Raw genomic sequence first — 5,000 nt, forward strand, 5'->3', positions numbered from 1 at the left:
CAGCAGGCGGGCGGTGACAGGCCCGCGGTCCGGGACCAGGGTTCGTTGACCTGGCCCGCCCGTCGGAGGCTTCAAGGCGGCGAGGCTCGAACAGGGCTCAGCGCCGCGGGCTTCCGGATAACGACCGCGCGGAGCGATCGGGCTTCGTCGAAACGGTTACTACTTCAAACACTCCGGACGGCGTCCGGCGCTCCGCGACCCTTTCCGTACGCTCAGCGGGTTTCCGCGTGAGGACGACAGATCGTGCCTGCTGATGCTTGCCCCCACCTGACCGCTTCGCGGTCTGTCCGCCCCCACAGGGGGCGGAGCCTTCACCCCAAGGCGCTCTTCCCCCTCTGGGGGAAGACGACCGCGAAGCGGTCCGTAGGGGGCAAGCGGACGAGCCGTGACGCCCTAGTTGGTCACCGAGAACGTCGCGTTGTTACCGGTGGCGGTCGACACCCCTGCGACCGCGCGGCCCGAATTGCGGACGGTCACGGTCGAGCGGGCGCTGACGTCGACATTGTTGGACTGGCTGTTGGTGGCGCTCATCGTGCCGCTGCACAGGTTGCAGGCGTAGCCGCTGACCGCGTTGCCGATCGCCGTGGCGCTGGCCCCGGCGTCGTAGCCGGTGTTGCCCTCGAAGCTGGCGATCACCTCGACTCCGCCGCCGTCGTTGACCTGGACGTTGTCCAGCACCAGGCCCGGGCCGTTGGCGTTGCTGGCCATGGCCGAGTTGCCGACGCCGTAGGCCGTGGCCTGGGCGCCGCCGAACTCGTACGAGGTGCCCTCGGCCTGGGCCCGCACATAGGCGGTGTTGTACTGGTGGCTGGCCACGTCCAGCAGCGTGCCCTCGTTGGCGGCGTTCAGGTTGTTGCCCGAGGCCGTCGCCGCCGTCGTGGTCAGGTTGCTGTTGCCATAGGCCGTGAACTTGGTGGCCGTGACATTGGCCGCGCCGTTGTTCTGGTCGGTGATCACCCGGGCGGCCGACTGGTTGGCGCCGGTCAGGTCGATGTTGTTGCCGGCCGCCGTGCCGGCCACGACCGCGGTCCCGGCCACGTAATGCAGGATCGCCCCGCCGTCGGCGGCGACGTCGGCCTGGTTGTTCTGGCTGACCCGCGCGCCCATCGACCCGTTGACCAGCAGCAGGCCCTGGCTGTTGCCGGCCGCCTGGCTGGTCTCGATCACGTCGCCGGCCTGGGCGGTGTCGCCCTCGATCTGGCTGCGGGCGGTGACCGCGCCGGTGTTGGTCTGGACCATGAAGCCGCTCAGCGTGCCATAGGCCGCCGTGGCCGTGCCGCTGTTGCCGACCGCCGTGGTGGCGATGGTGCTCGAGTCGCCCATGGAGCCCGAGACGTTGACCACCCCGTGGGCCGTGACCGCGCCCTGGTTGACCTGGTTGGAGGTCAGGCCGGCGTCGGCGCCGACCACCGTCATGCCGAAGGTGTTGGCCCCGGCCGTGGTGGTGGCGGAAACGCCCTCGTCGACGGTGACGACGTCCAGGGTCTGGTCGGCGAACAGGGCGCCGACGTTCAGCTGGTCGTTCGTCCCCTGGACCGGGACGGTCTGGCTAGTAGCGGCCCCGACGGCCAGCATCGCCCACATTGGGATCGCTGCGATCGTTCCAGCGAGACGGGTCTTCGCGGGTCTGCGCATTGTTGGTTCCCAGGTTGTTGTAGGCGGGCACGAAGGCCCCGGTCGCCCCGACGGTGTTGGCGGCGTAGGGGTCGTACTGCAGGCAGCTCTGCGGGCCCGGCATGCCGTAGAGGTTGGCGCTCATCTCGATGGTCGCCCGCTCGATCAGCGAGCGCACGGCCAGCTGCATCGGCTCCAGCGCGCCGCGGCCCGCCGAGATGTCGAAGATGTTGCCGTTCAGGAAGTCGAAGACGCCGGCGCTGATCTCGCGGCCGACCACCTGCTTCTGGTAGGAGATCACGTCGACCACCTCCAGCGTGCGGGTGTTGATCAGGCGCAGGTCCAGCGCGATGTTCATCACGAACACCCGGCGGCGAAAATTGCCCTTCAGCCCGTCGGTGTCCTTGTCGCCGGCATAGGCGTCGACCCCGGCCGAGCGGATGTTGTAGTTCAGCTCGGTGATGCCGCCGGCCACGTAGAAGTCCGAGCCCGGCACCTGGCCCGCCAGGATGCGGCGGTACTCGGCCGGCACGTCGGCGCCCGGCTTGGGGTTGTCGGAGATCAGCTTGTTGTTGGCGTATTTCAGCTCGTACTCCGACACCGAGGTGTCGAAGCGCTCGACCATCGGCATGCCGGCCTTGGCGAAGGCGGTCATGGCCAGCAGCGAGGCGCCCTGGGTGACCTTGCGGCCCGAACCGTCGGACTCTTCCTTGCCGGTGTAGTCGGCGATGCGGCCGATGGCGACGCGCGGGGCGACCACGCGGTTGGCGCGGGCGTACTGCGCCAGGCAGACCAGGCCAGCCGTGTAGGGCGTGGGATTGGCCGTCACCGGCGCCCCGCCGATCGGCGTGGCGTAGTTGCCATCCGTCATCGGCTTGGGGACGCCGCCGCAGGCGCTGAGCACGGCGCAGGCGCCGGCCAGCAGAAGGTTGAGGCGCTTACTGGCCATTGCCCGATTTCCCGACGTTCGTTCCGGCGCTGATATTGCCGTTGTTGATTTGGGTGGAGTTGACGATCACCGTGTTGTTGTTGCCCTGGGTGACGACCGTCAGGTTGTTGCCGATCGCCGTGGAGCTTCCCCAGCCCCCCAGGGCCCCGACGCCCGAATAGCTGTCCAGCGATCCCGACGACCGGCTGGACGAATAGACGCTCTGGTCGGCGCCGGTCAGCATGACGCCGTCGACGATGACCCGATTGCCGTTGGCGTCGCGGGTCGAATACTCGACCACGTGGTTCTCCGAGCCGGCCACGCGGCCGTAGCCGGCGTTGAACGCGGCGGAGTTGGTGTCCAGGGTCTGGGCCCGGGCCGGGCTGGACAGCACCAGGCCGGTCGCGGCCGCGGCCAGGGCCAGAAGGGCCGCGCTGATCGCCAGCCGGCGCCCGGCGCCCGGCAGATTCTTCTCACTCGCAGCCATCAGAAACCTCGTGAACGCCAACGCGTCCGACCGCTAGCAACCCCCGTGCCAATATCGGACAACGTCTGGTCTAACCCCAAAGGTCTCGCGATTTGGTTAAGTTCGTCGGCGAGCGTGCGACTTTGACGCGCACCACAATAATGCGGCTTCGCCCCGGTCGCGGCGATCCAGCCCATTGATAAGGGGGCCGCTTTGCGAGACCCTGGTTCGAAAATAAGTGTCAGGGAGGATTAAGCTTTGCTGGTTTCTCAGATCCTGAAGGACAAGGGCGACCTGGTCTTCACCGCCTCGCCCAACGAGACTGTGGGTGCGGCCGCGGCCCTGCTGCACACCCGGCGCGTGGGCGCCATGGTGGTGCTCGAGGAGGACGAGACGATCGCCGGCATCCTGTCCGAACGCGACATCGTGCGGGTGATCGCCAAGGAGGGGGCGGCCGCCCTGTCCAAGCCGATCTCCACCTGCATGACCCGCGACGTGGTCTTCGCCCAGCCCGAGGAGACGGTCGACGCCCTGCTGGCGCGGATGACCGATCGCCGGATCCGCCACCTGCCGGTCTGCAAGGGCAAGCGCCTGGCCGGCATCATCTCGATCGGCGACCTGGTGAAGTACAAGATCAGCGAGGCCCAGGCCGAGGCCGACGGACTGAAGGCCTATATCGCCGCCGGCTGAGCGGCGGCGCTTTCCGGTCGACCGCGCGGTCGACGGCCCGCTCTATATACCGTTCCCTCTATATATAGAGAGAACGTGGATCAGAGCGCGGCCTCGCCCAGCAGCTCCGCGCCTGAACCGGCCACCGCGTCGGCCAGGCTGTAGCCTTCCAGAACCGCCGCCGTGGCGTCGCGGGCTCGCAGCAGGGCCTCGCGCAGGGCGCAGGTCGCCAGGTCGCGGCAGTCCTCGCAACGCCGGAAGGCCGTGCGGCTGACGCAGGGCGTCAGGGCCAGGGGGCCGTCGACCAGGCGGATGATCTCGGCGAAGCTGATCGTCGCCGGCTCGCGGCCCAGCAGATAGCCGCCGAACTTGCCCCGGCGGCTGGTGACCAGGCCCTGGCGCGACAGTGTAAGAAGTATGGCTTCCAGGAACTTGCGCGGCGCGTCGGCGCGGACCGCCAGTTCGCCGGCGGTCACCTGCCCGTTCTCGCGGGCCAGCTCGATCATGGCGCGCAGGGCGTAGCGCGCTTTCTGGGACAACATGGGCGCGGGGCCTCCTCTTGCAGAGGTCTATGGAGGCTGGGGAGGGGATGGCGCAAGCGCTGTCGCCAGGGACGGGGCGGGGACTGGAGCGGGGTGTGGCCAAAAACGCCGCCGAAACCATTCACAGATCCGCGCACAGGGAAAGCGATGCGTGCGGTTGATCACGTCGCTTTTCCGGTTGCGACTCTCCGGGCCGGTGGCTACACACCGCCCTCGCTTCGGGGCCAACGCCCGCCGGACGAATTCGAGGCCTTCGGGCCTTGCATTTGGAAAGGCGGATCGCTAGGTTCCGCAGCCTCAATCGACTCGGTGACGAATTTGCGAAGACCCTGTCTTCAAGGGCTTCGTCGCCGCTCTATTGTCCTTCGAAGCGGCTTCGGCCAGCTCATCGACAAAAGAGAAACGGCCGGTTGACAGGGTGGTGTGGTTTCAATAGAAGCCGCGTTCCCGGGAGTAGGGAGGGGGGTTCGCAAGAGCTTCTGGAGCTACTCTTCAGGTCTTGTAAGAGTTTCTGAAGAATTCTTGCTTGACTGGATTGGCGGCTTTCTCTAGAAGGTCGCTTCGGTCTACTGGGATTGCCTTCGGGTGGTTTTGTTGGATCGGTTCGAAGCGTTTTGAAAAAAACGATTTGACACGGAATTCGAGGTTGGATAGATAGCCGCCTCCGCCGACATCGGGCGTTAAACGGATGGGGCCGCTGAGGCGGTTCGGGTCTTTGACATTGTTGATTTGGAAAGAGAAACGCAGGCGGCGGCGCTCTGGCGATGACCTCACGGGTCAT

The 5,000-nt window shown here is 67.1% G+C and carries 6 protein-coding genes; 1 reads left to right on the forward strand and 5 read right to left on the reverse strand.

Annotated features, from left to right (window positions below; all coding sequences use genetic code 11):
• Positions 1-393 precede the first annotated feature (393 nt).
• The 3 genes from hfaD to hfaA are packed head-to-tail and all read right to left on the reverse strand — an operon-like array spanning position 394 to position 3,029.
• Positions 394-1,584: a holdfast anchor protein HfaD gene (gene hfaD, locus BM066_RS25545; RefSeq protein WP_018061485.1), complete on the reverse strand. Its 1,191-nt coding sequence runs from the start codon at positions 1,582-1,584 to the stop codon at positions 394-396.
• Positions 1,550-2,563, reverse strand: coding sequence for a holdfast anchoring protein HfaB (gene hfaB, locus BM066_RS25550; protein ID WP_018061484.1), 1,014 nt, complete (start codon positions 2,561-2,563; stop codon positions 1,550-1,552). The genes hfaD and hfaB overlap by 35 nt, the downstream gene beginning before the upstream one ends.
• Positions 2,553-3,029 carry a holdfast anchoring protein HfaA gene (gene hfaA, locus BM066_RS25555; RefSeq protein ID WP_018061483.1) on the reverse strand — a complete coding sequence of 159 codons (477 nt, stop codon included), beginning with the start codon at positions 3,027-3,029 and terminating at the stop codon, positions 2,553-2,555. The genes hfaB and hfaA overlap by 11 nt, the downstream gene beginning before the upstream one ends.
• 237 nt (positions 3,030-3,266) lie before the next feature.
• On the opposite strand from hfaA, the gene BM066_RS25560 reads away from it, so the two are divergent.
• On the forward strand, positions 3,267-3,698 hold the full coding sequence (locus tag BM066_RS25560; RefSeq protein WP_018061482.1) for a CBS domain-containing protein: 432 nt from the start codon (positions 3,267-3,269) through the stop codon (positions 3,696-3,698).
• Positions 3,699-3,778: 80 nt separating this feature from the next.
• Here BM066_RS25560 and BM066_RS25565 read toward each other — a convergent pair whose 3' ends face one another.
• Positions 3,779-4,219 (reverse strand): RrF2 family transcriptional regulator, encoded by a 441-nt coding sequence (locus tag BM066_RS25565; RefSeq protein WP_018061481.1) that lies wholly within the window; start codon positions 4,217-4,219, stop codon positions 3,779-3,781.
• A gap of 492 nt (positions 4,220-4,711) precedes the next feature.
• The gene (locus tag BM066_RS26625; RefSeq protein WP_177218546.1) at positions 4,712-4,993 is read right to left on the reverse strand and encodes a hypothetical protein; all 282 of its coding nucleotides are present in this window, start codon (positions 4,991-4,993) and stop codon (positions 4,712-4,714) included.
• Positions 4,994-5,000 lie beyond the last annotated feature (7 nt).

Source organism: Caulobacter sp. UNC279MFTsu5.1 (genome assembly GCF_900114015.1).
In the GTDB taxonomy this organism is placed as follows: Bacteria; Pseudomonadota; Alphaproteobacteria; order Caulobacterales; family Caulobacteraceae; genus Caulobacter.